20 protein-coding genes and 1 pseudogene are annotated in these 24,437 nt (G+C 62.2%); 11 read left to right on the top strand and 10 right to left on the bottom strand.

Features of this window, described 5'->3' with window-relative positions; all coding sequences use genetic code 11:
* Positions 1 to 167 precede the first annotated feature (167 nt).
* The 3 genes from TM49_RS12635 to TM49_RS12625 are packed head-to-tail and all read right to left on the bottom strand — an operon-like array spanning position 168 to position 3,208.
* Positions 168 to 809: a ThuA domain-containing protein gene (locus TM49_RS12635; RefSeq protein WP_045681712.1), complete on the bottom strand. Its 642-nt coding sequence runs from the start codon at positions 807 to 809 to the stop codon at positions 168 to 170.
* A gap of 51 nt (positions 810 to 860) precedes the next feature.
* A complete protein-coding gene (locus TM49_RS12630; protein WP_045681711.1) occupies positions 861 to 1,961 on the bottom strand; it encodes a Gfo/Idh/MocA family protein in 1,101 nt (366 codons plus the stop codon).
* Between the two features lie 47 nt (positions 1,962 to 2,008).
* Entirely contained in the window at positions 2,009 to 3,208 is a 1,200-nt protein-coding gene (locus tag TM49_RS12625) for an ROK family transcriptional regulator (protein WP_045681710.1), read from the bottom strand.
* Positions 3,209 to 3,420: 212 nt separating this feature from the next.
* On the opposite strand from TM49_RS12625, the gene TM49_RS12620 reads away from it, so the two are divergent.
* From TM49_RS12620 to TM49_RS12595, 6 genes are all read left to right on the top strand, one after another.
* A complete protein-coding gene (locus tag TM49_RS12620) occupies positions 3,421 to 4,716 on the top strand; it encodes an extracellular solute-binding protein (RefSeq protein ID WP_045681709.1) in 1,296 nt (431 codons plus the stop codon).
* A gap of 157 nt (positions 4,717 to 4,873) precedes the next feature.
* Positions 4,874 to 5,809, top strand: coding sequence for a carbohydrate ABC transporter permease (locus tag TM49_RS12615; RefSeq protein WP_045681708.1), 936 nt, complete (start codon positions 4,874 to 4,876; stop codon positions 5,807 to 5,809).
* Entirely contained in the window at positions 5,802 to 6,686 is an 885-nt protein-coding gene (locus TM49_RS12610) for a carbohydrate ABC transporter permease (RefSeq protein ID WP_045681707.1), read from the top strand. Before TM49_RS12615 ends, TM49_RS12610 begins: the two co-directional genes overlap by 8 nt.
* 20 nt (positions 6,687 to 6,706) lie before the next feature.
* Positions 6,707 to 7,783 (top strand): ABC transporter ATP-binding protein, encoded by a 1,077-nt coding sequence (locus tag TM49_RS12605; RefSeq protein ID WP_045681706.1) that lies wholly within the window; start codon positions 6,707 to 6,709, stop codon positions 7,781 to 7,783.
* A 220-nt stretch (positions 7,784 to 8,003) separates the two neighbouring features.
* Positions 8,004 to 8,615 carry a hypothetical protein gene (locus TM49_RS22660; RefSeq protein WP_052699832.1) on the top strand — a complete coding sequence of 204 codons (612 nt, stop codon included), beginning with the start codon at positions 8,004 to 8,006 and terminating at the stop codon, positions 8,613 to 8,615.
* A 133-nt stretch (positions 8,616 to 8,748) separates the two neighbouring features.
* A complete protein-coding gene (locus TM49_RS12595; protein WP_082074728.1) occupies positions 8,749 to 10,104 on the top strand; it encodes a mechanosensitive ion channel family protein in 1,356 nt (451 codons plus the stop codon).
* A gap of 14 nt (positions 10,105 to 10,118) precedes the next feature.
* On the opposite strand, the gene TM49_RS12590 is transcribed toward TM49_RS12595, so the two are convergent.
* Positions 10,119 to 10,910, bottom strand: coding sequence for a DUF1206 domain-containing protein (locus TM49_RS12590; RefSeq protein WP_045681702.1), 792 nt, complete (start codon positions 10,908 to 10,910; stop codon positions 10,119 to 10,121).
* A gap of 359 nt (positions 10,911 to 11,269) precedes the next feature.
* Here TM49_RS12590 and TM49_RS12585 point away from each other — a divergent pair, with 359 nt between their 5' ends.
* From TM49_RS12585 to TM49_RS12565, 5 genes are all read left to right on the top strand, one after another.
* Complete coding sequence (locus tag TM49_RS12585; RefSeq protein WP_045681701.1) at positions 11,270 to 12,619, top strand: ABC transporter substrate-binding protein; 1,350 nt, start codon at positions 11,270 to 11,272, stop codon at positions 12,617 to 12,619.
* Positions 12,620 to 12,680: 61 nt separating this feature from the next.
* Positions 12,681 to 13,979, top strand: a complete 1,299-nt coding sequence (locus TM49_RS12580) for a carbohydrate ABC transporter permease (RefSeq protein ID WP_045681699.1) — start codon at positions 12,681 to 12,683, stop codon at positions 13,977 to 13,979.
* Positions 13,979 to 15,226, top strand: a complete 1,248-nt coding sequence (locus TM49_RS12575; RefSeq protein ID WP_045685197.1) for a carbohydrate ABC transporter permease — start codon at positions 13,979 to 13,981, stop codon at positions 15,224 to 15,226. The genes TM49_RS12580 and TM49_RS12575 overlap by 1 nt, the downstream gene beginning before the upstream one ends.
* 2 nt (positions 15,227 to 15,228) lie before the next feature.
* The gene (locus tag TM49_RS12570; protein WP_045681697.1) at positions 15,229 to 16,518 is read left to right on the top strand and encodes an MGH1-like glycoside hydrolase domain-containing protein; all 1,290 of its coding nucleotides are present in this window, start codon (positions 15,229 to 15,231) and stop codon (positions 16,516 to 16,518) included.
* A 1-nt stretch (position 16,519) separates the two neighbouring features.
* Positions 16,520 to 17,572 (top strand): ABC transporter ATP-binding protein, encoded by a 1,053-nt coding sequence (locus tag TM49_RS12565; protein WP_045681695.1) that lies wholly within the window; start codon positions 16,520 to 16,522, stop codon positions 17,570 to 17,572.
* An 83-nt stretch (positions 17,573 to 17,655) separates the two neighbouring features.
* On the opposite strand, the gene TM49_RS12560 is transcribed toward TM49_RS12565, so the two are convergent.
* The 6 genes and pseudogenes from TM49_RS12560 to TM49_RS12535 form a co-directional block, all read right to left on the bottom strand.
* A complete protein-coding gene (locus TM49_RS12560; RefSeq protein ID WP_045681693.1) occupies positions 17,656 to 18,681 on the bottom strand; it encodes an ABC transporter ATP-binding protein in 1,026 nt (341 codons plus the stop codon).
* Positions 18,678 to 19,658, bottom strand: coding sequence for an oligopeptide/dipeptide ABC transporter ATP-binding protein (locus TM49_RS12555; protein WP_045685195.1), 981 nt, complete (start codon positions 19,656 to 19,658; stop codon positions 18,678 to 18,680). Before TM49_RS12555 ends, TM49_RS12560 begins: the two co-directional genes overlap by 4 nt.
* A gap of 1 nt (position 19,659) precedes the next feature.
* Entirely contained in the window at positions 19,660 to 20,586 is a 927-nt protein-coding gene (locus TM49_RS12550; RefSeq protein ID WP_144409552.1) for an ABC transporter permease subunit, read from the bottom strand.
* 3 nt (positions 20,587 to 20,589) lie between these two features.
* Positions 20,590 to 21,507, bottom strand: coding sequence for an oligopeptide ABC transporter permease OppB (oppB, locus tag TM49_RS12545; protein WP_045681691.1), 918 nt, complete (start codon positions 21,505 to 21,507; stop codon positions 20,590 to 20,592).
* Between the two features lie 139 nt (positions 21,508 to 21,646).
* A complete protein-coding gene (locus tag TM49_RS12540) occupies positions 21,647 to 23,254 on the bottom strand; it encodes a peptide ABC transporter substrate-binding protein (protein ID WP_045681689.1) in 1,608 nt (535 codons plus the stop codon).
* A gap of 326 nt (positions 23,255 to 23,580) precedes the next feature.
* Positions 23,581 to 24,407, bottom strand: a pseudogene (locus TM49_RS12535) (TolB family protein).
* Between the last annotated feature and the right edge of the window lie 30 nt (positions 24,408 to 24,437).

The raw sequence follows: 24,437 nt of genomic DNA, 5'->3' as shown, positions 1-24,437 counted from the left end.
TCGAGATATAATTGTTCTCCAGAATTGCATAATTGTGGCCGGGACGTCGTCAATGTTGCCGGCCCGATCTACGGCCCCACCTCTCACGCGTCATGCTCGGGCTTGACCCGAGCATGACGCAAAACGGGACGACACCGCTACGAGCAGTCGCCTCTGTTAAGGCTCGCTTACCGCGCCGCCCAGTTGGCGCCGCGACGGAAGATGGTGGCCATTTCCGGCACCTCGAATTCCTTGGCGACATGGCCAAGCGAGGAATAGAACACGCGGCCCTTGCCGTGCTTGCGCTTCCAGGCGACCGGCATGACCACGCCGTCGATCCAGTAGGCATGGTCGCCGGCAAAGGTGGTGGTCGCCAGCACCTCGTTGGAGGGGTCGACGTGCATGTAGTATTGCTCGGAGGTGTACGGAAAATCGGATATCCCCTCCATGATCGGGTCGTCCGGCTTCGTCACGTTGACGCGGTAATCGATGATATTGCCGGGATGGGCCACCCACTGGCCGCCGACGATGAACTGATAATCGACAGAGTCGCGGAAGGCATCGCCCGTGCCGCCGTGATAGCCTGCAAGGCCGACACCGCTTTCGATCGCCGAGGAAAGGTTCTTCACCTCCTCCTTTTCGATCTTCGACATCGTCATGATCGGCACGATCAGGCTCAGGTCATGGATCTGCGGATCGGCAAAGGCCTCGGTCGAATGTTCGAGATAGACCTTGAAACCGTCCTCCTGCAGCATGTCACGGATGATGTGGGCGCATTCTTCGGGCTCGTGGCCGCTCCAGCCACCCCAGACGATAAGTGCTTCACGCATGGTTCTTCCTCCTTGAGTGCCGGCGCAAGCGCCGGCCATACTGAATTTCGTTCAGCGACCGAGCCGGCCGTTGAACAGCGAGGCCGAAAGCGGCTCGGGCCGCTCCGTAGCGGTGGTGATGTCGACCGTTCGACCGGTTTCAGCAGCGACGCCAAAGGCTTCCATCACCTCCAGCACATGCAGCGCCAGACTGCCGCTTGCCCGGTGCGGGCGGTTGTTGCGAATGCCGTAGGCCATGTCAGCAAGGCCCAGCGAGCGGTAGTTGCCGTCTGCGTAGGGTTCGGTCACCGGATGATCGGCAAATTCGCCGCCCTTCTTCAGGACCTCCACGGGACCGGCGAAAAAGTTGGGATCCGGCACCAGCATCGTGCCTTCCGTGCCGTAAATCTCGATCGGCAGATGCTTGTGGCCGGCGACATCGAAGCTCATCGTCACCTGAACCACAGCGCCGTTTTCAAATGACAGCACACCGGCGATATGGGTCGGCACCTTCACCGAAATCATGTCGCCGCGGCGCGGCTCGCTGGTAATCATCCGCTCCTTGCGCAGCATGGTGGCGAAGCCGGCGACCTTGCTCACAGGGCCGAACAGATTGACGAGGTCCGTGATGTAGTAAGGCCCCATGTCGAGCATCGGGCCGCCGCCGATATCGTAGTAAAAGTCCGGGTTCGGGTGCCAGGATTCGTGCCCCGGCCGCATGAAATTCGCCGTGCCGCCGACGGCCAGACCGAGTTCGCCGCTGTCGACCACCTGTCGGGCGGTCTGATGGCCCCCGCCGAGGAAGGTGTCGGGTGCGGCGCCGATACGCAGCCCGGCCTTTTCGGCCGCATCAGCAAGCTTCTTGCCTTCGGCGAAATTGATGCCGAGCGGCTTTTCCGAATAGGTGTGCTTGCCGGCGGCGAGCGCCCGGAGACCGACCTCCACATGAGCCCGCGGAATGGTGAGGTTGAGGATGATCTCGACCTTCGGATCGTCCATCAGCGCGTCGATCGTCGTCGACGGCACGTTGAACTCGGCGGCCTTGGCGTCGGCCACGGCCTGGTTCATGTCCGCCACCCCGCGAATGTCGAGAATGTCGAACCCGGCCATCGCCTTCAGGTAGGCGCCCGAGATGTTACCGCATCCGATGATGCCGATACCGACTTTTTCCATACTGTCTCCTCCCGCGGCCTCCACGCCGCTTTGTCCTCAGATCAGGTTCACAAGGCGGGCCCCGTCGTGCCCCAGGGCGACTCGTAGAGCTCGTAGAGCGCCACGGCCGCAGCGCCCCGCGCCCAGAAGAATTCCGTTGCATCGTCGAAGACGAGTTCGCTGACATCGGCAAGCGAAGGCGGCATGGCCGCCGCATAGGCTTCCCGCAGCCGCTCGACGAATGGCTGGCCGAGCGCCAGGCTGGAGCCGACGACGATGACCAGCGGCGGCGCGAACAGGGTGACGATATTGGCGATGGTGACGCCGACCGCCTCTCCGGCGCGCGCGGCCGCCGCGATGATGCGGTCGTCCTCCGCCGCGATCAGCGTGCGCACCTGCGACATGCCGCGCCCGAGACGGATCGCCTCGGCATAAAGCCCTTCCTGCGGTCCGTCGCCGAGAATGGCGCTTTCGCCGGCAAGACCCGCGAGCCGTTGCACACTGTCGGCGCTGGTGCCGAGCACAAGGTCGCCGAGATTGTGGCTGAGGCCACCGGCACCACGAAACAGGCTGTTATCGTGCAAAACGCCGAGACCCAGCGTTCGCTCGAGCGAGACCAGCACCATGTCCTCCAGATGCCGCGCCTTGCCGAACCAGTGATGGGCGAGCGTGACGGCATGCACGTCGCTTTCGACGATGGTGCGGATGCCGAAGCGCGGCGACATCACCGCGGCGAAATCGACATTCTCGTCAGAAAAGATCGGGCTTGAGCGCACGACGCCGGTGCGATGTTCGACGACGCCCGGGAGACTGAGGCACACCACTTCGATTTCGGCCAGCGTGAGGCCGGCCTCCATGACACAGGAGCGCACCCCATCCTCGACAAGATCGGCAATGACGTCGATCGGCATGCGCTCGATGCGCACCGGCAGCGAGAATTCCGAAAGCACATCGCCGCAGAAATCGGTGACGGTGAAGGTCATCCGCGTCGCCGCGATCTTGGCGCCGACCACGCGCGTGGCGTTCGGGTTGAGCTCCAGCATCACCCGCGGGCGGCCGCGCACCGTGGCATTCCTGAGGTCGCCCTCGTGGCGCGACAGGATCAGCCCGTCATCGATCAGCGAACCGGTGATGGCGGAAACAGTGCTGGTGGAAAGCTCGGTTCTCTGGCTGATCTCGATGCGGGCAATCGGCCCGTGACGGCGGATGGTATCCAGCACGCTCAGCCGATTGATGGCCCGCATGAGTTCCGGATCGGCGGTCTTCATGGTCCTCCCAACGCGCGTTATTTTTCCGCGTCGCGAATTAATTTGAGGGAGTTTTAGTCCTGATCATCCTCGGTGCGCAAGCAAATTTTTCCATATTCATTGCCTTTACGGGACGTTCCGCAGGTCGCGCACGAAAATGGGAGTTGACAAAAGTCGGGTCCGGTCGTTTATTTAATTCGGAGACTGAAAAAAGTACTTTGGGAGGAGTGCAAATGTCAGTGATACGCAAATGGCTGCGCAACAGCGCCGCCGTTGCGGTGAGTGTTGCCGCGCTTACGGCAACCACCGTCACGGCTTCCGCCGATACTACCATCAAATGGCTGCATCTGGAAAACCAGGAGCCGGTGATCGCGCTCTGGAACCAGATCGTCGACGAGTACGAGCAGGCCAATCCCGGCGTCACTGTCGACATGCAATTCCTCGAAAACCAGGCGTTCAAGGCCAAGCTTCCGACCCTGCTGCAGTCGTCGGAAGTGCCGAGCATGTTCTACACCTGGGGTGGCGGCGTGCTGAAGGCGCAGGAAGAAACCGGCGTGCTGCGCGACATCACGCCGGCGCTCGACGCCAATGGCGGCCAGTGGCGCAACCAGCTCAATGCCTCGTCCATCGATGGCATGACCATCGACGGCAAGGTCTGGGCCGCACCGGCACAGACCGGCGTCGTCTCGTTCTTCTACAACAAGGAACTCTTCGACCAGGCTGGCGTCGATGGCACCCAGATCAAGACCTGGGACGACTTCATCGCCGCGGTGAAGAAACTCAAGGACGCCGGCATCACGCCGATCGCCGGCGGCGGCGGCGACAAGTGGCCGCTGCATTTCTACTGGAGCTATCTCGCCATGCGCGAGGCCGGCAAGGATGGCTTTGCCGCCGCAAAGGCGGGCGAAGGCGACGGCTTTGCCGGCGAACCCTTCGTCAAGGCAGGCGAGCTTGCCGCCGAACTCGGCGCGCTCGAGCCCTTCCAGAACGGCTATCTCGGCGCCACCTGGAACGACGCGCTCGCCACCTATGGCGATGGCCGCGCGGCGATGATCCTGTCCTTCGAAAGCACCGGCCGCACTCAGGCCAGCAATGCGACAGACGGCAAGGGCCTCGATCCGAGCAATATCGGCATCTTCCCCTTCCCGACCGTCGAAGGCGCGCCCGGCGTCGTCACCGACAATCTCGGCGGTCTGACCGGCTGGGCCGTCACAGCGGATGCCCCGGCCGAGACGGAAGGCTTCCTCGAATACTTCACCAGCCCGGATGTCGCCAAGCGCTGGAGCGCCGTCGCCAAGACCATTCCGGTCACCAAGGGCGTCGCCGAGACGATCACCGACCCGCTGTTGAAGATCAGTGCCGACGCGCTGTCCAGGGAAACCTGGCACCAGAACTACCTGGACCAGGACCTCGGCCCCAATGTCGGCGCCGTCGTCAACGACATGAGCGTTGCGATCATGTCCGGGCAGATCTCGCCCGAGGACGCCGCCCAGCAGATCCAGGACACGTTCGAACTGGAAAACATGTAAGTCCCGAAACCGGGCGCCGGTGTGATGCCGGCGCCCGGGTCACAAGCCTTTCGGCAGACGGGGCTTGCGCGCCGCCGGCTCATCGCTCGAGCAGGATGGTACGCGCGTTCCCGACTGTGCCTGGGCGGCAGACGCCGCCCCAGACGGGAAAATGCGAATGACCACGACAGATACCATTCTTCCGCCGCCTGTCGGCCCGGCGCCTCCGGCCCCGAGACGGCGGCGCTCGCTCGCTCACACCAAGTGGCCGGTGCTGATCATCTTCCTGCCACCGGCGCTGCTCGTCTTCACCGTGTTGGTGATCCTGCCGATGGGCGAGGCCGCCTGGTATTCCTTCTTCAGCTGGAACGGCTACGGAACGCCCACGAAATGGGTCGATTTCCGCAATTACCAGCTCATTTTCCGCAATTCGGCCTTCACCAAGGCGCTCGTCAACAACGGCCTGATCATCGTCGTGTCGATCGTCATCCAGCTGCCGCTGGCGCTATGGCTGGCGACGATGGTGACGAAGCGGATCAAGGGCGCGCTCTTCTTCCGCCTGATTTTTTTCCTGCCCTATGTGCTTGCCGATGTCGCAGCCGGCATGATCTGGCGCTTCGTCTATGACGGCGATTTCGGGCTTGTGGCCGGCATTTTCCATTTCTTCGGCGCCGAGCCCCCTTTCCTGCTCGCCGACGCCAACACCGCCATGCCCGCCATCCTCGGCGTCATCGTCTGGAAGTATTTCGGGTTCCACATGATGCTGTTCATCGCCGGCCTTCAGGCGATCGACAAGAGCATCCTCGAGGCTGCCGATATCGACGGGGCCACCGGCTGGCAGAAGTTCCGGCTGGTGACGCTGCCCATGCTTGGCTCGACGGTGCGTCTCTCGGTGTTCTTCGCCGTCATCGGCTCGCTGCAGCTCTTCGACCTGATCATGCCCTTGACCGGCGGCGGGCCGGCGAACTCGACCCAGACAATGGTGACCTTCCTCTACACCTTCGGCGTCACCCGCATGCAGGTCGGTTTCGGCAGCGCCGTCGGCGTCATCCTATTCATCATCTGCGTCACGCTGGCATTCAGCTACAAACGGATATTCATGAAAAATGACTGAGCTCACAGAAAGCGCACCGATCGATGCCGCGACATCCGGCGGCGAGGGCCGAAAGCTCAATGTCGGAACCCAGACCTATCTCTATGTATCGCTGCTGATCGTCGCCGGCATCGTCATCGTGCCGCTGATCACCACAGCGCTTGGTGGCTTCAAGACACTGCCGGATCTGCGTGGCAGTCCTTTCGGCCTTCCGGAGCAGTGGCAATGGAGCAATTACACCGACATCCTGATGTCGAAGCGCTACTGGCTGCAGATGGGCAATTCATTGCTGATCGCGGTGTTCACCGTGTTCCTCACCATCGTCTTTGCCGCCTGCGCCGCCTTCTGCTTCGCCCATATCCGCTTCTTCGGATCGGAATATCTGCTCAACTATTTCCTGATCGGGCTGATGTTTCCGGCGGCGACCGCCATCCTGCCGCTCTATATCCGCATCCGCGATCTCGGCCTGCTTGATACCTATTGGGGCGTGATCCTGCCGCAGGTCGCCTTCGGGCTTGGCATGAGCATCCTTCTGTTCCGCAACTATTTCCGCAATCTTCCGGAAGAGCTGTTCGACGCCGCCTTCGTCGACGGCTGCGGCTATATCGGCTTCTTCTGGCATGTGACCATGCCGCTGTCGCGGCCGATCATCGCCACGGTCGGCATCATCGCCTTCGTGCAGAGCTGGAACAGCTACATTATTCCGCTGATCATGCTGAACACCGAGAACCGCTATCCCTGGCCGCTCGGCATCATGGTCTACAAGGGCGAATTCGCCACCGAATGGCAGCTTGTTCTGGCCTTCATCACCCTCACCATCCTGCCGACGATCATCGCCTTCTTCGTCGCCCAGAAACACATCATCGCCGGACTCACCGCCGGCGCCGTCAAGTCGTGAACCCGGGGAGCACTTGAGACATGGCATCCGTCGAACTCAATTCTGTCAGGAAGTCCTATGGCGCGCTGGAAGTCATCCATGGCGTTTCGATGGACATCAAGGATGGCGAATTCGTCGCCCTTGTCGGCCCCTCCGGCTGCGGCAAATCCACACTCCTGCGCATGATCGCGGGCCTTGAGGAGATCACCGGCGGCGACATCTCCATCGGCGGCGAGGTCGTCAACGAACTGACGCCGCGCGAGCGCAACATCGCCATGGTGTTTCAGTCCTACGCGCTCTATCCGCACATGACCGTGGCGGAGAACATGGGCTTCAACCTCCGCCTCGCCAAACGTCCGAAATCGGAGATCGAGGCGCGCGTCGGTGAGGCCGCCCGGATGCTCGATCTGACGGCGCTCCTCGACCGCAAGCCGTCGCAGCTTTCCGGCGGCCAGCGCCAGCGCGTCGCCATGGGCCGCGCGGTCGTGCGCAACCCGGCCGTCTTCCTGTTCGATGAACCGCTTTCGAACCTCGACGCGAAGCTGCGCGTCCAGATGCGCTCTGAGATCAAGACGCTGCACCAGCGTGTCGAGACGACCTCCATCTACGTCACCCACGACCAGATCGAGGCGATGACGCTTGCAGACCGGGTCGTCGTCCTCAACAAGGGGCACATCGAACAACAAGGCACGCCGATCGAGCTCTACAAGAAACCTGCCAACCTGTTCGTCGCCGCCTTCATCGGCTCGCCGGCGATGAACCTGCTGCCGGGCACCGTCGACACGCTCGACAATGCGCCGGCCGTCCGCTTCTCCGACGGCACGCTGCTCGCGATCTCGCGGAACCACGCCGGAATGCAACGTGGACAGGCGGTCACCGTCGGCCTCAGGCCGGAGCACCTCAATCCCGATATCGGCAGCGGCTCCGTCATCAACGGAACGGCGCTTCTGGTGGAGCCGACCGGCGCTCAGAGCCACGTCGTCTTCGAACTCGGCGGCCAGCAGGTGACCGCCATCGTCGACGGCGAGCGCGATATCCACCACGGCCAGCCCTTCGAGGCCAAGATCGATCCCGAACGCGTTCACCTCTTCGACCAAGAAAGTGGCGCCGCCCTTTGAGCCGTGCGTGGCCGGAATCTGCACTTCGGTAGCAGGGTACCGGCCGCCGCCTCGCACTCTTCTTTGTCCAAAATTCCAGAACGGCCGGAACGTTCGGCCGGGACATCCGTTTATTTCATATCAAATCAACCGGAGAGTGAGAAATGAACGGTATTATTTATCTCGTTGGCCTGATCGTGGTCGTCATGTTTATCCTTTCTGTTCTCGGGCTGGCCTGATCATGGCAGCGCTTGATGATGTAACCCCCGCCGCTCCGCCGGCGCCCGCCCCCGGCGTGTCCTACCTCGAATGGGGCGCGATTTTTGGCGGCGCGGTCGTCACCGGCGCGCTCGCCATCGTGCTGACCCAGTTCGGAACGGGCATTGGCCTTGCTGTCAGTGATCCGAATCCGGAAACCGGCCTGTCATGGGGTCTGTTCCTCGTCGGTCTGTGGCTGGTCCTCGTCGGCTTCGCCAGCGCCTCGGCCGGCGGCTATGTCGCAGGCCGCATGCGCTCGCATTTCGGCGACGCTGTTGAAGCCGAGAGCGAATTTCGTGACGGCATTCACGGTATCGTCGTCTGGGCGCTCGCGACGTTCGTGCTCGGCGCCGGAACCGCTCTGATGACAGCTATCGCCGCGATCGCCGCACCCGCGGCCGGCGGCGACGTTACCGCCGAAACGATGCAGATGATGCATACGGCCTCGACGATTTCGGCCTTTGCAACCGGCGCTGGTGCGGCACTTGGTGCAGCCGGTGCATGGTTTGCGGCAATCGCCGGCGGCGAACACCGCGACCAGGGCCTTTCGGTCGACACCTTCGTGCCCTCGTTCTTTCGCCGCACGGGCCTTTAGATCGCAAGCATATTTTTGCACGCAATGCGGGGGCCGCCTTTTGGCGGCTTCCGCTATTCTACTATTCAGAAAGATGCGCCCTTCAGGCCAGGCTACAGAGCTGGGACGACGCGCAAGAGTGAGGAGAACAGGAATGCCGCTCGTCAGGATGTTTGGACCGATCGCCCTGCTCCTGTCACTGCTTTTCCCGTTCGCCGTCACAGCGCAATCCAACGCCGAAGGGCCGGCAATCGCCGCTGGCGTCGAGACCATCCCGGACGAGGCCATCGCAACAAGGATCGAGGGGATATTCGACGAGATCGACGGGCTTGAAACGGTTTCCGTATCGGTCCGCTCAGGCGTGGTGACCCTCACCGGCCTTGTCGCTGAAAACCGCCTGATGACCCAGGCCGAGAAGATCGCCGCGCGCGTCAGCGGTGTCGTCGCCGTCACCAATCGCCTGAGCGAGGAGACCTCCGTCGGCGAGCGTCTGACGCCGGTCTATGAGCGGCTTCATGATCGCACGTTGCAGGCGGTGAGCTACCTTCCGCTGATTGCCGTCGCGCTGATCTTCTGGGCTCTTGTCGCGCTCTTCGGCGCGTTCCTGGCGCGGCGCGGATGGCCGTTTACACGCCTCGCGCCCAATGCCTTCATTGCCGATCTGCTCCGCCAGCTGGTGCGGATTGTCTTCATCGTCGTCGGCGGCGTGCTGGCGCTGGATGTCCTCGGCGCCACCGCCCTGCTCGGCACGCTGCTCGGCGCGGCCGGCATTGTCGGCCTGGCCGTGGGCTTCGCCGTGCGCGATACGGTGGAGAATTACATCGCCAGTATCCTCCTCAGCGTCCGCCAGCCGTTCCGGCCACAGGACTATGTGAAGATCGAGACTTTCGAGGGCTTCGTCATCAGCCTCACATCCCGCGCGACGATCCTGATGGACATCGACGGCAACCACAACCGCATCCCCAATGCGACCGTGTTCAAGAGCGCGATCACCAACTACACCGTCAATCCGCAGCGGCGCTTCACCTTCGAAGTCGGAGTCGGCGCCAACAGCAATCTCGACAGGGCTCTGGCCGTGGGGCTCGATACGGTCGAGGCGCAGCCGTTCGTGCTTGAAGACCCGCCTGCCGACGCCTGGATCGACAATCTCGGCAACTCCAATGTCGTGCTGGTGTTTGTCGGCTGGGTCGACCAGCGCCGGACCAATCTGCTGAAGGCGCGTTCCGAGGCAATGCGGCTGGTCAAGCGGGCACTCGAGGCGAACGGCTTTTCGCTGCCCGAACCGATCTACCGGCTGCGCTTCGACAGCGACATACCCTCAGGCGTCAGGGAAGCCCTGCCGGCGCCGGAAGCTCCTGCCCCGGAAACAACCCCGCCGGAAACGTCGCTTGCCAAGGATACTGCCGTCGATGAGGAGTTCCAGAGGCGGGTCGCCCGCGAGCGGGATGCCACGGGCGCTGGCGACCTTCTCGATGAACGCGCGCCCACCGAGTTCGGCGGACGCCAATAGAGCGTTATTGCGCCTCACGCGTCCTCGAGATTGATTTCCCGCCAGATGCCTTCGGCAAACGAATAGGCTGCGAAGAGCAGCAGTCCGACACCCATCGCGGCCAGCAGAATGGCGCCGAAGGGAAGCTCCTGAACGAATTCGAGCGCATCCTTGACGCCGGGCGTATCCGATCCGGAGCCACTGGAAAGGCCACGCACCACCAGCATCACCGCAAGCACGGCGAAGACGGCGCCGCGGGCGAAAAGCCCGCCGACGGAAATCGGGTGCAGGAAGGTCATGACTCTGTCCGAAGCCTTCAGGTGATCGGCATATTTGCCCGTGCCTGCCTTGATCCAGTGCGCCACCGCGACGCCTGCGAAGATCGCCGCAAGCCCCAGCGAGACCGGCCCGAGGCCGATGACGCCGGCCATCATCTTCGCCGGTGATGAGCCGCCGCCGTCGCCACCGCCGGAAAACACGACGAGCGACAGGGCGTAGAATGCGAGCGCCGAGTAGGTAAAGGCGCTGGCAAGAAGGCCGGCCCGCACGGCAAGGCCTTTCGGCCCATGGCCATGGTGATCCGTATCCGTCACCGATTGCGTGAGCCGCCAGACCGCATAGCTGACGAGGCCAATGATCAGCAGGCCGACCAGGACCGTGCCGAAGGGTTGGCCGAGCAAGGTCTGCAGGGCCCCCTTCGTATCCTTGTTTTGGCCCGAGCCGAAGGCTGCAAGCACGGCGAAGAGACCGATGATGGTGTAGACCAGCCCCCGTGAGAGATATCCGGTCCGTGCCAGATGTTTCAGCCAGTTCGAGCTCTTCGCCATGGGCAGCCTTTCTCAATGTCATGTCTGTGACGCAACGCCCGGCTGTACCCTTTGTTCCGCCATTAGCCGCAATGCCTTCCGCGCCTGCGGCAAGGACAACCCAGAACCGGTATTCGCCTTGACCCCCAGCGCGAAACGACGCTACACTTCCAGCGTCGATGGCGTTCCGCATCCCGCTTTTCCGCGTTGCAGCAAACCTTCGAAACGGGGTTGTGGCATGGCTCCCTGCCATGTGCCGAGGCGAACATCGCCGGCTGGTTTGCCAGCCTGAATGGCCCGGTCCCGTGTGTCCTGATGAATGCACCATGACCGACCGGGCATCAGCGCATTGCTGGGAGGCAATGCCGAGGAGGACATAGATGCTGACCCGACTGACGACTGCACTGGTGATTTCCGCCAGCGCCGCCACCATGGCCGCAACAGCGGCCCATGCCGACACGATCCGCTTCTGGACCACCGAGGAACAGCCCGAGCGGCTGGCCAAGCAGCAGGAAATCGCCGATGCCTTCAAGGAAGAGACCGGCAACGAGGTTCAGATCATTCCGGTGACGGAAAGCGAACTCGGCACCCGCGCGACTGCGGCCTTTGCCGGTGGCGATCTTCCGGATGTCATCTATCTGACGCTGCAATATGTCCTGCCCTGGTCAGAGGCCGGCATCCTCGACGCGGAAATCAACGACGAAATCGTCAGTGACCTCGGCATCGACACTTTCGCGCCGGGCGCAATCGAGATGGCCCAGTTCGATGGCCTGACGGCGGCCGTTCCCGTTGACGGCTGGACGCAGATGATCATCTACCGCAAGGATCTGTTCGACGAGAAGGGCCTTGCCGCACCGGACTCCTACGAGAATATCGAGAAGGCGATCGCAGCGCTGAACAATCCGCCGGACATGTACGGCTTCGTCGCCGCCACGAAGATCGATGACAACTATATGAGCCAGATGCTGGAACACATCTTCCTGGCAAATGGCGTGACCCCGGTTGATGCTGACGGCTTCAAGCCGCTCGACGAGGCGAAGACCATCGAGGTTCTCGAATTCTACAAGCAGCTTGCCGACGCCTCGCCCGCCGGCGAGCTCTACTGGGACCAGTCGCGCTCGCTCTATTTCTCCGGCAAGGCGGCGATGATCATCTGGTCGCCCTTCATTCTCGATGAGCTGGCCGGCCTGCGTGACAGTGCGCCGCCGACCATCAACGATGATCCGACCTCGACGGAACTGGCACAGAAGACCGACGTCGTCACCACCTTCTCCGGCCCTTCGAACCCGGATGGCGCCGCATGGGCCGATGTCCGCTATCTCGGCGTCACCGCCGATGCCAACATCAACGTCGCGGAAGAGTTCATCAAGTTCTCGATGAACGAGGGTTACCTCGATACGCTGTCTATGGCCCCCGAAGGCAAGTTCCCTGTTCGCCGCGGCACCGCCGAGGAGCCGAACAGCTTTGTCGACGGATGGGCAACCCTGCCCGTCGGCGTCGACCGCAAGGCACCGCTTGGTGAAGTCTACCCGACGGAAACGGTGCAGAAGATCGTCACCGGGCTTGAGAGCGGAAACCGCTGGGGCGTCAAGGAAGGTCAGCTCGCGCTTGCCTCCAAGATGGTCAACAGCCAGGTGATCAACCAGGTCGTCCGCCAGTATATCGACGGCGAGATTGACGGGCCGCAGGCGGTCGAAAAGCTCAACGCGGAGCTTTCGGAGATCAACTGATCTTGTTGAAAGCCGCCGGGCCTTGCTTGAGGCCCGGCTCCCTCCGTTAAGAGCAGAGCGCATGACAGAAACGACCGAAACAGAGCCGAAGGGGCCGCCGAAGACCATCGGCCGCATGGCCCGGCGCGAGATGCGCTTTGCCTATTCCATGCTGGCGCCGACCTTTCTGATCGTGCTGGCGGTCGTGCTGCTGCCGCTGATCGCGAATTTCTGGATTTCGTTCAAACCCGTCCAGCTGGCCGACCTGCGCCCGCCGCAGCTCAATGTCAACGAGCGCCTGAGGGGCGATCTCGAACAGGCAGGCGACGAGGCCGAGATCGAATACCGGCTTCGCAACACCTCGCAGGATGCCTCGATCTACGAAGCGGGCTTCATCGACATCATTCCCGACGGGCTGGAAGTGTCCGGGCTTGACGAGCGCTGCACCCTCGACGGTCGCGAAATCACCTGCACGCTCGGCGACCTGCCGCAGAAGTTCCGCGATCGTATCCGCATGCAGGTGATTGCCGATACGGCCTATATCACCTCGCCGGTGGAGCTGCGTGAGAGCGAGCCGAAGACCTTCGGCATTGCCGAGAACATCCTCACCAATTTCCAGTTCACGCTCGACAATTTCACCCGCATCTTCTCCTCGCCGGATTTCTGGAAGGTGCTGAGGGTGACCTTCTATTACACCGTGTTCGGCACGGCGAGCGCGCTGGTGCTGGGGCTTTTCGCCGCACAATTGCTGAACCAGAGTTTTCGCGGGCGCGCGGCACTGCGTGGACTGTTTCTGTTTCCCTACGTGGCCCCGGTCATCGCCGTCGCCTTCACATGGATCATCCTGCTCGATCCCTATTCGGGCACGCTGAATGCGCTGCTGGTCCGCTCCGGCATGATCGGCGCGCCGATCGATTTCTTCGGTCAGCGCAATATCCCGATCTCCGTCTTCGGCCTGACATTCCACTTCCCCGTGGCACTGACAACCGTGATCGCCTTCGAGGCGTGGCGGTATTTCCCGCTGTCCTTCCTGTTCATTTTGGCGCGCATGCAGTCGCTTTCGACCGATGTCTACGAGGCCGCGGAAATCGACGGCGCGACGCCGCTGCAGCAGTTCTGGTACATCTCGCTGCCGCAGCTTGTCGGCATTCTGGCCGTGCTGTTCCTGCTGCGCTTCATCTGGACCTTCAACAAGTTCGACGACATCTTCCTGCTCACCGGCGGGGCAGCGGGCACACGAACGCTGACGGTCGATGTCTATGAACAGGCCTTTGCCGTCTCCAATCTCGGCGCGGGTGCCGCGGTCGCAGTGGTGGTCTTCGCCGTGCTGCTGTTCTTCTCGCTGGTCTTCTTCAAATTCTCACCGCAGGACGAGGGATGATGCGCATCGGAACCGGTTTCATCGCTGCCGTCCTGCTCGGGGCCTTCTGGGGTGCTGTCTGGATGATCGTCATCGGCCTGATCTTCACGCTGTTCGCCGGAGAGGCGAGCGCACCGCAAATCCTGATCGCGGCCCTCGCCGGGGCCGTGGGCGCTGCAATCTACGTGCTGGCGCCGGTGAAGACACGCGACCGGCCAAGGGCCCGTGGCGCAAAAGTGCAGGCTGCCCTGATCATCGCGGTTTTCGCCGTGCTGATGCTTCTGACATTCGGCGAACCCTTTGGCCTGTCGATGCTTTACACGACCGGTCTGCAGGTGCTGGCGCTCGTCGGCTTCCTGGCTGCGGTCTGGTGGTCAATCATTGCTGGCCTTCATGATCAGCGCGCCGGCAATATCGGCCGCTATCACCTCGAAATCATCTTCCTGCGCTTCATGAAGGGGCTCGGGCTGACGCTCTTCACCATCGTCGTGGCGCTGCCCTTCTATGTGATGGTGATGACGTCGTTCAAGAACCAGCAATCGCTGGTCGCCAATCCGCTCGATCTCTCCATCGATCTCGGTCAGGGACTGTCCGGCCTGTTCAGCTCCTATATCGAGCTGTTCACCAAATACTATTTCGGCACCTTCCTGATGAATTCGGCGATCGTCTCGGTCGCGACCGTGATCATCACGCTGGTCTTCGCCGTGCCCGGCGCCTATGCTGTGGCGCGGCTGAGATTTCCCGGACAGGCCTTCCTGTCGCGCTCGATCCTGCTGATCTACATGGTGCCGGCCATCGTGCTGGTGATCCCGCTCTATTCGGTATTCTCGCAGTTCGGACTTCGCAACTCGCTTCTCGGTCTGATGATCGTCTATCCGGCGACCACCATCCCCGTCGCGCTCTACATGCTGCAGGGCTATTTCCGCGGCCTGCCCTCGGAGCTCGAAGAAGCCGGCCTGATGGACGGGCTGAAACGGCCGGGCGTGATCATGAAGATCACCCTTCCCCTGGCGTTGCCGGCGCTGGCCTCCGTCGCGCTCTACGTCTTCATGATCGCGTGGAACGAATTCCTGTTCGCTTTCATGTTTCTCGATGACATCGACATGTTCACGCTCTCGCGTGGTGTCGTCTCGCTCAATTCCTCCGAAGTGCCACGCCAGCATCTGATGGCGGGTGCGGTCATCGCCACCGTGCCGGTGCTGTTCGTCTTCCTCTGGTTCGAGCGCTTCCTCGTGGCGGGGCTCACCGCCGGCAGCGTGAAAGGATGACCATGCACGCCTCCCTCAAGCAACAGGCGATCGACATTCTGCGGATGAATGACCGGGGCGGCTACACCGTGCCGACAGCACGGCTCTACCCCTACCAGTGGGAATGGGATTCCGTCTTCGCGGCCCTCGGCTTTGCCACCTTTGATCGCGATCGGGCATGGCAGGAGATCGAGACACTGTTTTCCGGCCAGTGGGCCGACGGCATGGTGCCGCACATCATCTTCCACAAGACCGATCCCGACTATTTCCCCGGCCCGGAAATGTGGAAATCGAACACCGTGCCCCCCTCTTCCGGCCATTCCCAGCCGCCGGTCGCCGCAAGCGCGATGCTGACGATGCTGAAGACCGGCGGCGCGATGGATCGCACCAGGGCGAAAGCGCTGTTCGACAGGCTCTTCAGGTGGCACCACTGGTTCCACACCTACCGCGACCCGGACGAAACCGGCGTCGTCGGCATCATCCACCCGTGGGAATCCGGCCGCGACAACTGCCCGGACTGGGATATCGGGATGGCTGAGGTGGCCGTGCCGGAGGACCTCGGTGATCTTCCGCGCCGCGATATCACCCATGTCGATCCGTCCGAACGGCCGACGGCGGAGCAATATAACCGCTACCTCGCCATCGTGAAATTCGGCCATGAATGCCGATGGGACCATCTGGAGATCGCGCGCAACGGCCCATTCTTCATGGTCGACCCTTGCGTCCAGTTTGCGCTGATGCGTGGCGATCGCGATCTGGCCGAACTTGCCGATGAATTCGATGAACCCGGTATCCGCGCAGAATGCGAGGCATGGCTGAAGCGCTCGAAGGAAGGCTGCGGCAGTTTCTGGAGCGAGGAGGTCGGCGGTTTCGTCGCCAAGGACCTGCGCTCCGGCGGACTGTCGACGGCCTTCACCAATGCCTCCGCCATGGCGCTCTACGGCGATGCCGGAACGCCGGAGCAGCAGGCGCGCTCGATTGCCGAAATCGCTGCCGTTCTAGACCGCTGCACCTATGGCTTCCCGAGCTGGGATCCGCGCGACGACCGGTTCGAAAGCCGGCGCTACTGGCGCGGGCCGATCTGGTCGGTGGTCAACTACATGATCGCCATCGGCCTTGCGGAAAAAGGCGAGACGGCGCTTTCAGAGCGGCTGCGCGGCGATACCCGCAAGGCCGTCGAAAAATCCGGCTTCTATGAATATTTCGATCCGCTTTCCGGCGAGGGTCTGGGCGGCAAGCTGTTTACCTGGACGGCGGCCATTCATCTCGCCTGGGCGATGGGCGACGACATGCTGCAGGCTGAAGGAGAATAGTATGGGCTCTATCCGGCTTGAGAACGTGGAGAAATGGTTCGGCGAGCTGCAGGTGATCAAGGGTATCGACCTTGAGATCGAAGACGGTGAATTCGTCATCTTCGTCGGCCCCTCCGGCTGCGGAAAATCGACTCTGCTGCGGATGATTTCCGGCCTTGAGGAAACGAGCCGCGGCCGCATTCTGCTCAACGGCGACGATGTCACCGATCGGCTGCCATCCGAGCGCGGGCTCTCCATGGTGTTCCAGTCCTACGCGCTCTATCCGCACATGAACGTGCGCGAGAACATGGGTTTCTCTCTGAAGACCGCAGGCAGTCCGAAGAAGGAAATCGACGAGAAGGTCGGCCGTGCTGCCGAGATCCTGCGGCTTGACGATTATCTCGATCGTCGGCCCAAGGCGCTTTCCGGCGGCCAGCGCCAGCGCGTCGCCATCGGCCGCGCGATCGTGCGCGAGCCGAAGGGCTTTCTCTTTGACGAACCGCTGTCCAATCTCGATGCGGCGTTACGCGTCGAGATGCGTTTCGAGATTGCCCGTCTGCACGAGACGCTCGGCACGACGATGATCTACGTGACCCACGATCAGGTCGAGGCGATGACGCTTGCCGACCGGATCGTGGTGCTGAAGGATGGCCGGATCATGCAGATCGGCACGCCCCGCGAACTCTACGATCACCCCGACAATCTGTTTGTCGCGCAGTTCATCGGTTCGCCCAAGATGAACATTCTGCCGTGTTCCGGCAACGACGGACAATACGCGATCGAGGGCCACGGGGGCGGCGTGCTGCCGGAGGGTACGGAGGGAACGCCGACCTCGCTCGGCATTCGCCCCGAGCACATCGAGCTCGTCGAACCCGGCAAGGGCGAAGTGACCGGCACGGTCGAGATCGACGAATATCTCGGCTCCGACACCTATCTCTATGTCGACTGCGGCAAGGCCGGCCGCCTGATCGTGCGCGTCGCCGAGATCGAGGCCGGCATGCGGCGCAAGGAAATCGGCTTGCGGCTCCGCCCGGAGAAGCTGCATTTCTTCAATGAGGCGGGACTGGCGATTTGATCTGAGTTGACGATTTGCTCCGCCCTCTCAATTCAATCTCCCCCTCAAGGGGGGAGATTGGTTGGGGGCTTTGCGGGCTCTCCCTACACAGCCTCCTGCAACTCCTCCGCCTTCGCCGGGCCGGGATAATGACACGCCACCTGATGCGCTTCATTGCCTGTCGCGGGCGCGAGCGGCGGTTCCTTCTCGGCGCAGAGCGAAGTGGCGCGCGGGCAGCGGGTGCGGAAGACGCAGCCCGATGGCGGATTGAGCGGGCTCGGCAGGTCACCCTCGATCGCAAGCACCTTCTTGCTGCGCTCGATATCCGGATCGGGGATCGGCACGGCCGAGAGAAGGGCCTGCGTGTAGGGATGCTGCGGGTTGGTGTAGAGATCGGCGCTCGGCGCCACCTCCATCACCCGGCCGAGGTAGAGCACCATCACCCGTGTCGAGATGTGCTTCACGACGGAGAGGTCGTGGGCGATGAACATCAGCGCGAGGCCAAGCTCCCGCTGCAGCTCCATCAACAGGTTGATCACCTGCGCCTGGATCGAGACGTCGAGTGCGGAGACCGGCTCGTCGCAAATGATCAGCTTCGGCCGCACGATCAGCGCCCGGGCAATGCCGATGCGCTGGCACTGGCCGCCGGAGAATTCGTGCGGATAGCGGTTGATCTGGTTCGGCAGAAGGCCGACGCGGCTCATCATCTCGCCGACCCGTTCGCGCGCTTCCCTCCGCGACATGCCGGGATTATGCGTCAGAAGCGGCTCGGCGATGATATCGCCGACCTGCATGCGCGGATTGAGGCTCGCCAGCGGATCCTGGAAGATCATCTGGATGTCGTTGCGATAGCGCATCATCGCCTTCGGTGTCAGCGACAGAAGGTTGGTCCCGTCTGCCCATGTCGCCGCCCCCGTGGCCGGCACCATGCGGATGATGGCGCGGGCGAGCGTCGACTTTCCGCAGCCGCTCTCGCCGACGATGCCGAGCGTCTCGCCGGGCTTCAGTTCGAAACTGACGCCATTGACGGCATGCAGAGGCTGCGGCTTGGTCCAGGGCATGCTGCCGCGGCGGTGGATTTCGAAAGTGACGCGGACGTCATCCGCTTTCAGAAGCGTTTCTGTCGTCATGCGTTTTCTCCCGTGACCACGGAGACCGGGCGGTTGCAGGCCCTCAGCCTGCCAGGGGCGAATTCCGTCAGCGGATCGAGATGCTCGACACAGTCCTCGCCGGCAAATTCGCAGCGCGGGGCAAAGGGACAGCCCTGCTGCAGCTTCGCCATGTTCGGCGGGTTTCCGGGGATCGACAGCAGCGCCTCATCCTGCCGGTCGACGCGCGGAATGGAGTTCAGCAGACCGCGGGTATAGGGATGGGTCGGATCCTTGAAGATCGGATTGACCGGTCCCTTCTCCATGATCTGCCCGCCATACATGACGATCACGCGCTCCGACGAACCGGCGACGACACCGAGATCGTGGGTGATCAGAATCAGCGCCATGCCGAATTCGCGCTGCAGGTCGGCAAGCAGCTTCATGATCTGCGCCTGCACCGTCACGTCGAGCGCAGTGGTCGGCTCGTCCGCGATCAGCACATCGGGGCGACAGAGCAGCGCCATCGCGATCATAACCCGCTGGCGCATGCCGCCGGAGAATTCGTGGGGATAGAGATTGACCCGCGATTTCGCGTCCGGAATGCGCACGGCATCAAGCATCCTCGCGGCTTCGGCAACGGCGGAACGGCGGCTCATACCCTTGTGCAGCTGCAGCACCTCGGCCATCTGCTCCGATACCCGCATATAGGGGTTCAGCGAGGTCATCGGATCCTGGAAGATGATCGCCATGCGATTGGCGCGGATCGGGTTGATGACCTTCGGCGGGGCATTCAGGATTTCGGTTCCGTCAAACGTCACCGAGCCGGAGGCCTCGCCGTTGGCGGCCAGCAGGCCCATCATCGCGAAAACGGTCTGGCTCTTGCCCGAGCCGCTTTCGCCGACGATGGCGAGCGTTTCGCCGCGATCGAGCTGCATGTTGACGCCGCGCACGGCATAGACCGGTCCGGAATTGGTGGTGAAGCGGACACTCAGATTGTTGACGTCGAGTAGCGCCATGTCATCGATCCTTCGGGTCGAGCGCATCGCGCAGGCCATCGCCCAGGAAGAAGAACGAGAACAGCGTGACGATAAAGAAGAACAGCGGGAAGATCAGCTGCCAGAGCGTGCCGTAGTTCATGGTCGACGCCCCCTGCGAGATCAGCGCGCCAAGACTCGTCAGCGGCTCCTGCACGCCGAGGCCGAGGAACGAGATAAAGCTCTCCGACAGGATCATCCCCGGCACCAGCAGCGTCGCATAGACGATGACGACGCCGAGAAGATTGGGCACGATATGGCGGCGGATGATGGTGCGCGGCGCCACACCGGTTGCCTGCGCCGCCTCGATATATTCCCGCCCCTTGAGCGACAACGTCTGGCCGCGCACGATCCGGCTCATGTCGAGCCACGACAAAAGCCCGATGCCGACGAATAGCAGGACAATGGAACGGCCGAACATCACCAGAAGCAGGATCAGCACGAACATGTAGGGAATGGCGAGCAGGATATCGACGGTGCGCATCATCAGATTGTCGATGCGGCCGCCGAAATAGCCTGACGTCGCGCCATAAATGGTGCCGACCAGGACCGCGATCGACGCGCCGATGAGGCCGACGGCGAGGGATATCTGGGTGCCGAGCACGGTGCGGGCGAAGAGATCGCGGCCGAGGTCGTCGGTGCCGAAATAGTGGCCGTTCGCAAACGAAGGGCCGCCATCGCGCGCGATATCGCCCATCACCATGAAGTCGATCTCGTCGATCGGCCAGCGGGCGATGAACGGCCCCGCGACCGCGAAGACAACGACGAAGACGAGCAGACAGAGCCCGATGACGGCCTGTCGGTTCTTGAAGAACCGCACGCGGGCATCGGCCCAGGGCGAGTGGCCCTTTTCGGCCTGCTCGGCAAGCGCCTCGGAAAGGCTGTGCATTTTCTGCTTCTCGATGATCATGGCTCAGTACCTGATTTTCGGGTCGATCCAGGCATAGAGGATATCGACGAGAAGGTTGAAGGCGATGGTGAGCGCGCCGAGCAGGATGGTGATGCCCATCATCACCGCGTAGTCGCGGTTGAGCGCGGAATCGACGAAGAACTTGCCGATGCCACCGGTGGAAAAGAAGACATCGATGACCACCGAACCGGTGATCATGCCGACAAAGGCCGGGCCAAGATAGGAAATGACAGGCAGGAGCGACGGCTTCAGCGCATGCTTCATCACGATCCTCCGCATCGGCAGGCCCTTGGCCTTGGCGGTGCGGATGTGGTTCGAATTCATCACCTCAAGCATGGAGGAGCGGGTGATGCGGGCAATCGAGGCCATGTAGGAGGTCGAAAGCGCGATCACCGGCATGATGATATAGGAGGGACCGCCCCAGCCCCCGCCGGGCAGCCAGCGCAGCCACAGCGTGAACACCAGCACCAGGATCGGCGCCATCACGAAGTTCGGCAGTACCTGCGCGCCGACGGAAACGCCGACGGCGAGGCTGTCGAGCCAGGTGTTGTGCCGCACGGCCGCCACGACACCCAGCGTCACGCCGACCAGCACCGCAACGATCGCCGACAGGAAACCATAGGTCAGCGTCACCGGAAAACCCTGGGCGATGATCGAATTCACCGTCTGGTCCGGATAGACGAAGGACGGGCCGAAATCGAAGCGGGTGGCAATGCCCCAGATATAGTCGATGAGCTGCTTTATGAGCGGCTGGTCGAGACCGTATTTGGCATTGATGTTGGCAAGCACCTGCGGCGGCAGGGCGCGCTCGGAGGTGAAAGGGCCGCCAGGCGCGGCATGCATGAGAAAGAACGAAAAGACGATCAGCAGAAGGATCGTCGGGATCGCCACAAACAGGCGCTTGATGATGTAACCGGTCATGTGCGGCTATGCTCGACCTTCTGGACCACGTCGCCCGCCTCGCCCGGTCTTGATATGGGGCGAGGCTGGGCAAAGATGGATGGGGAGCTTCAGTTGGGGAACGGCGGAACCCGCCGCCCCCGCGAAGTCGGTTTCGACGTTACTCGGCAACCCGGTAAAGATCCTTGCCGTACCAGTTCTGCAGAACGTTTTCGACCGGCAGGCCCTTCACATCCTCCGGCACCATGACCGGCGTCGAATAGAAGTAGATCGGCACCAGCGGCATCTGCTCGGCGAGGATCTGTTCGGCCTTGTCGTAGTCGGCCGCCGGGTTCTCGGCGGTCAGCGAAGCCTTCATCATCGCATCGTAGTCCGGATCGGTGAAGCCGCCATAGTTCATGCCGCCCGAACGGAAATAGTCGAGATAGGTCGAAGCTTCGTCATAGTCGCCGCACCAGGCGTAACGGCCGATGTCGAAGTTGTGGTTCTTCAGGTCGTCCAGATAGACCTTCCACTCGGTGTTGTTGAGCGTGACATTGACGCCGATCGCCTTCCAGAACTGCTGGGCGGCAATCGCGATCTTCTTGTGATCGTCCGAGGTGTTGTAGGAGAGCGTCAGGTTGAGCGGATTGTCGGGACCGTAACCGGCTTCGGCGAGAAGCTCCTTGGCCTTTTCGTTGCGCTCGTCCTGGGTCCACTGCGAATAGTCGGTTACCGGCGGGGTGAAGTCGGCGGTGGCGTAATAGGTCCAGCTATAGGCGGGCTTCTGGCCGCCGCGGGTGATGTTGTTGACGACCACATCGCGGTTCATCGCATAGGACAGCGCCTTGCGTACGCGCACATCCTTCAGCGCTTCCGGGCCCTTGTCGGAAAGGTTGAAGAGGAAAGCATAAGTGCACGAACGCGGAACGGCGTGGGCCTGGTCCGGATACTCTTCCTTCAGGCGCGGGAACTGGCCGGCCGGCAGCTCGATATAGTCGAATTCGCCGGCGAGATAACGGGTCAGCGCCTGGTTCTTGTCGTTGACCGCCTGGAAATGAATGGTGTCGATGACGGTGTCGTCATTGCCCCAGTAGTTCTCGTTGCGCTCAAGCGTGATGTCCTGGCCGAGCTTGTCATCGACGAGCTTGTAGGCGCCGTTGCCAACGAGATTGCCCGGCAGCGTCCATTCGTCGCCGTACTGCTCCACGACCTTCTTGTTGACCGGGAAGGTCGAGGTGTGGGTGGTCATCTTGATGAAATAGGGGATCGGGCTGTTGAGCGTGACTTCGAATGTGTGCTCGTCGACGGCCTTGACGCCGAGTTCCGAGGGCTCCATCTCGCCGGCAATCACTTCCGAGGAGTTCTTCACATTCATCAGCTCTTCGTACCAGGCATAGGTCGAACCGGTCGCCGGATCGGCGAGGCGCTGCCAGGCATAGACGAAATCGTCGGCGGTAACGGGATCGCCGTTCGACCACTTGGCCTCCGGACGGAGATGGAAGGTGTAGACTGTCTTGTCGTCGGAGACGTCGTAGCTGAGCGCCGCGCCGGGCACCAGCTCACCTTCGTAGGACTGGTTGAACAGGCCCTCGAACAGCTGGCGGGCGATGTGGGAGCCTTCCACGTCGGAGTTCTTCTGCGGATCCTTGGTCTTGTTCGCATCGAGCAGCCAGTAGTTAATCGTCTGGTTGTCGGCGAGCTTTTCGTCGGGCTTCGGGCTGGCGGCAAGGCTTGGGGCGGCGAGCACAAGGCTCAGACACGCGGAGAGCAGGAGAGTCTTCTTCATGTGGAACTCCTCGTCGAAATGGCACAGCTTTTTGGCAGCGTGCAGATTGTTGAGTAAACGACCATAAGGTGCTCGAAACCTATTAGATTCAAATGATCAAAATCCAGCCTTCATTGTCAATTCCTCAACATTTTTTTGACCGATCTGACGAAAGCCAAGAATTCTAATGGCTTATAAATGTTGATACTTTTAAAATGCTGGACGTCGCTTGCGCCTGGAAGCGCTATCATGCTTCACCGTCCGACGGCCCGCGACTTTCCACCTGCGCGGCGTCTTCGAGCCAAGAGCGAGCTGCGTCATGGTTGTGGCTGTCAAAGGGGCCGCGCTCATTCCACCTCGCTGAAGAAGACGTAGGCGAAGCGTCGCGAATCCGGGGCCCAGCACGGCACGTTGATCGTCCCCTGGCCTCCGAACAGCGATGTCAGGATTTGTGGCGCACCGCCATCAGCTGGCACCATCCGCAATTCGACCTGACGGTTGGCGGGATGGCCCTCGGTGCCGTTCTCATAGGCAAGATAGAGGACACTGGCGCCATCCGGCGAGGGATGCGGGAACCAGTTGACGCGCTCGTCATCGGTCATCCGCTGAAGCCCACTGCCATCGGGATGCACGCGATAGAGATCGATCACGCCGTCCCTCTCCCCGTTGAACCAGATCCAGTTGCCATCCGGCGTGTAATCTGGCCCGTCGCAATGGTCGAAACCGTCGGTCACCTGGAATTCCGCCCCGCCGCCGACCGGGCATGTGTAGATCTCGAAGGACGGGCCACGCTGGGCGGTATAGGCAAGCGTGCCGCCATCCGGCGACCAGCCGTGCCAGTAGGACGGCACCTTGTCAGTGACGCGCTTCGGCGTGCCGCCGGCGGCGGGGACGGTATAGATCGCGCTTTGACCTTCCTCGGTCGAGTCGGAAAGGGCAAGCGTCGTCCCATCCGGGGAAATGCCATGGTCATTGTTGAGCTTCACCGCAAAGCCGGAGTCGATCGCATGCAAGGCCGGCGCATCCAGCGGCAGCCGATAGAGCCTGCCGCCGCCATTGACCAGCAGCGCAGCACCACCCGCGTAAAGTTCGGCGCCTCTATGTGGCCGTCGTGGACCAGAACGGTTTCGCTCGTGCCGGTACTGGTGTCGAACACCGCGACATGGCTCTTCATGCCTTCTCCTCCCGAGACTCCCCACAAACC

The sequence above is a fragment of the Martelella endophytica genome, assembly GCF_000960975.1.
Classification (GTDB): domain Bacteria; phylum Pseudomonadota; class Alphaproteobacteria; order Rhizobiales; family Rhizobiaceae; genus Martelella; species Martelella endophytica.
Note: the sequence above shows the minus strand (reverse complement) of the source record. Positions and strands in the feature narration are given on the sequence as shown.